This is a genomic window from uncultured Caballeronia sp. (assembly GCF_964243625.1).
Classification (GTDB): domain Bacteria; phylum Pseudomonadota; class Gammaproteobacteria; order Burkholderiales; family Burkholderiaceae; genus Caballeronia.
Map to the genome: position 1 here is coordinate 1 of NZ_CAXTGZ010000654.1, position 3,315 is coordinate 3,315.

Sequence of the window (3,315 nt, forward strand, 5' to 3'; positions counted from 1 at the left end):
GCCGTGCGGCCAACGCGGTCCTTACCTTCCCGGTAGGCCTCGCCGACAACGATACCGCATAGGTCGGGTCTGGACCGGGAAACATCGGCGTCGATCGGCGCATCATTTATGATCGGGTTTGTGCGTGATAAGATAATGCTTCTGCAGATGTTGGCTGGATGCTGTCCGACTGAGAGAGGTTAGGAGATTACTTTTCTAAGCCATTTAAAAAGAGCCATAATTCGAAGAACGATGCGACCGCACTCTGCCGATGCGGAAAGAGGATGCAAATATTCTTACAGTATACAAAACGGAGCCGTTCCTTGCCATTCTCGTTATTAACGGAACCATGGCTTCCAGCACGTCACGCCAGTGGTCTTTTCAGGTTCATTCGCCCCTACGAAATCACCCAAACAGTCGACCATGATCCCATCGTTGCTTTGGACTGGCCGCGGCCGGATTTTCGTCTGGCCAGCCTCGAGTTTCTAATCGGCTTGCTGGCAACCGCTTGCCCGCCCAGTAATAATGACGATGGCTGGCTAACCTGGTGGAAGACACCGCCGACGCCTGAAACCTTGCAGGCCGCGTTCGAACCGATTGCACATGCGTTTGTGCTCGACGGCGACGGCCCGCGTTTTATGCAAGATCTTGAGGATTTCGGCGGCGAAACCAACCGCATCGAGACACTGCTGATCAATGCTCCCGGCGGTCAGACACTGAAGAAAAATGCGGACCACTTCGTCAAACGCGCCTGCGTAACGACAATGAGCCGCGCTGCCGCGGCAATGGCGCTGTTCACGCTGCAATCCTTTGCACCCGCCGGTGGAGCCGGCAATCGCGTTGGCCTGCGTGGCGGCGGCCCGTTGACCACGCTCGCAGTGCCACAATGCTCCTGCGTGCTGCCCTTGTGGCGATTGCTTTGGGCAAACGTGCCGGTGGGAGAAGTGCCCTCGCGCGACGAGTTGCCGAAAGTATTCCCTTGGCTGGTGCCAACCCGTATCAGTGAAATAGGCCAACCGACTACATCGAAAGACGTCCATGATCTACAGGCCTATTGGGCCACAGCGCGGCGCATCCGACTGGAGTTTTCGGAGAACCCGGCGGTGGCATGCGATATTCTAGGTACCACGGACAGCATGGCAGTGCTGGGCTGGCGTCAACGGCCGTACGGCACAAACTATGGGAAGTGGCAGCACCCGCTGTCGCCCTATTATCGGCAGAAACCGACTGATGAATGGCTGCCCGTGCATGCTCAGCCTGGCGGCATCGGCTATCGCCACTGGGTCGGCTTTCTGTTCGACGATGCAAATGATCTCGTTACCCGCCAAGCTGCGGGAACGATTATCACGTTTCGCCGAAACCGCTTGTTTCAGATCACACATGGAGCTGAGCGGGCGAACTGGTGCTTGCTGGCCGCGGGCTATGATATGGACAATATGAAAGCCCGCAGCTTTGTCGAAAGCGAAATGCCGGTGGTCGAGCCCACCAACTCGGAGCACGCAGGGGATTTTGTGTTTCTGCTGCGTCAATTGATTGCTGGTGCAAGTGAGGTTGCGTCGTTGCTGGGCCGAGCCGTGCGCCGGGCATTGTTTTCGGAAGGTTCGAAGGTGTCGTTCGACGCCGTCCTATTCAACACAATTCGCACCCATTTCTGGGATGGGACAGAAGCGGCCTTTCTGAGCCACGTGGGAGACGCCGCAAGCGACACCGTCGATGCCGAGGCCGTACGCCGGTCGTGGCTGCGCGACTTGTCGCGCAGCGCCCGCGACCTATTTGCCGAAACCGCCCCAATCGATGCGACGGGCGCCGACCGTCGTCCTGATCGTATTGCCGCAGCCGCTAAAAGCCTGGACTTGGCACTGAAAGGTTTCGGCAAGGAGGGAGCGGCGCTGTTCGAAAAGCTCGGGCTGCCGCTGTTGGAAAAGGCCACAATACAAAAATCCAAACCACAAACGGGGAAGACTAAACCGTGACCGAATTTCCAGGAGGGGAGGCAGCCGCGTGGTGGTGGGAGCTTCAGCCGAAGGACAAACCGGGCCAATTTCAAAGCGGCGACCGTAGGGGCCTGGCTCGATTGCGTCGCTGTGCCACGGTAATGGATGCTGCCAGCGAACCCACCACGCTGGCGCTGTGCCGGAGGCTCGGGAGGGGCGAAGTCGGGTTGGAACGTGCCGCACTGCTCGCAGCGGTGCTAGCGCATGTCCACGCCGATCGAATCGATCTTAGTGTAGCGCGGCAGATCGGCGTGCAGCGAAACGGCAGGTCCATCATGTCCGATCTGCGATTTCGCCTCCTGCTGCAAGCAGACACGCCCGACGAGCAGTTGACCGGGTTTCGGCGCCTGGTGCTGCTGGCAGGTCGAGAGTTGAACGTAGCCGACCTCGCTGCAGGACTATGGCGCTGGACCGATGAAGACGCGGGAGAAAAAACACGGCGGCATTGGATCTACGCGTATCATGATGCCCCCGACTTTCAGACAAGCCCGACCACCGAACTCCCAATCTATAAGGATGAATCTGAATGAGCCGGTTTCTGCAACTCCATCTGCTGACCTTTTATCCCCCCGCCAATCTCAATCGCGACGACACTGGACGACCCAAGACCGCAATGATCGGTGGCGCGCTGCGGTTGCGGCTTTCCTCGCAATCGCTCAAACGCGCGTGGCGGACTTCGGACGACTTCAAAGCCGCGCTTGATGGGCATCGCGGCGAGCGCACGCAGCGAATTGGTGATGTCATTCGCGATCACCTGGTTGCCGGTGGAACGGACATGACGAAGGCAATAAAAATTGCTCGTGAGATCATGCCTGTATTCGGCAAGCCGAAAGCGGAAGCGAACTCCACTCGCACCGAACAGCTCGCCTTCATTTCCCCAGAGGAGCGTTTGACGGTATTGGCCCTGGCGGATCGCGCCGCCGCTGGGGAAAAGATTGAGGTCACCGCTGCGTTGCTGTTGCGCCAGAAGGATACCGCCGCCGATATCGCCATGTTCGGCCGAATGCTTGCCGACAACGCAGGCTACAACCGCGAGGCCGCAGTTCAGGTGGCGCACGCCATCACCACCCATAAAGTAGCAGTCGAGGACGACTACTATGTCGCAGTCGATGATCTGAAGACCCCCTCGGAGGATGCTGGCGCAGGCTTCCTTGGTGAAGCAGGTTTCGCTGCCGGGCTGTTCTACTTGTATATCTGCGTCGATACGGAGTTGCTTCGGCGTAACCTGTCCGACGAAGGGCTCGCCGCCACGGCATTGACTGCACTCGTGCGGGCTGCGGCAACAGTCGCCCCGACAGGCAAGCAGGCCAGCTTCGCCAGCCGCGCCAGGGCAAACTACATT

At 58.9% G+C, this 3,315-nt stretch carries 3 protein-coding genes; all 3 read left to right on the forward strand.

From position 1 onward, the window contains the following. Positions 1–302: 302 nt before the first annotated feature. Positions 303–1,952, forward strand: coding sequence for a type I-E CRISPR-associated protein Cse1/CasA (gene casA / locus ACFFAR_RS28700; protein ID WP_375508956.1), 1,650 nt, complete (start codon positions 303–305; stop codon positions 1,950–1,952). After that, the gene (casB, locus tag ACFFAR_RS28705; RefSeq protein WP_375508957.1) at positions 1,949–2,503 is read left to right on the forward strand and encodes a type I-E CRISPR-associated protein Cse2/CasB; all 555 of its coding nucleotides are present in this window, start codon (positions 1,949–1,951) and stop codon (positions 2,501–2,503) included. The genes casA and casB overlap by 4 nt, the downstream gene beginning before the upstream one ends. Next, positions 2,500–3,315, forward strand: an 816-nt coding sequence (cas7e, locus tag ACFFAR_RS28710) for a type I-E CRISPR-associated protein Cas7/Cse4/CasC (RefSeq protein WP_375508958.1), incomplete at its 3' end; no start/stop codon positions are given. The genes casB and cas7e, both read left to right, overlap by 4 nt.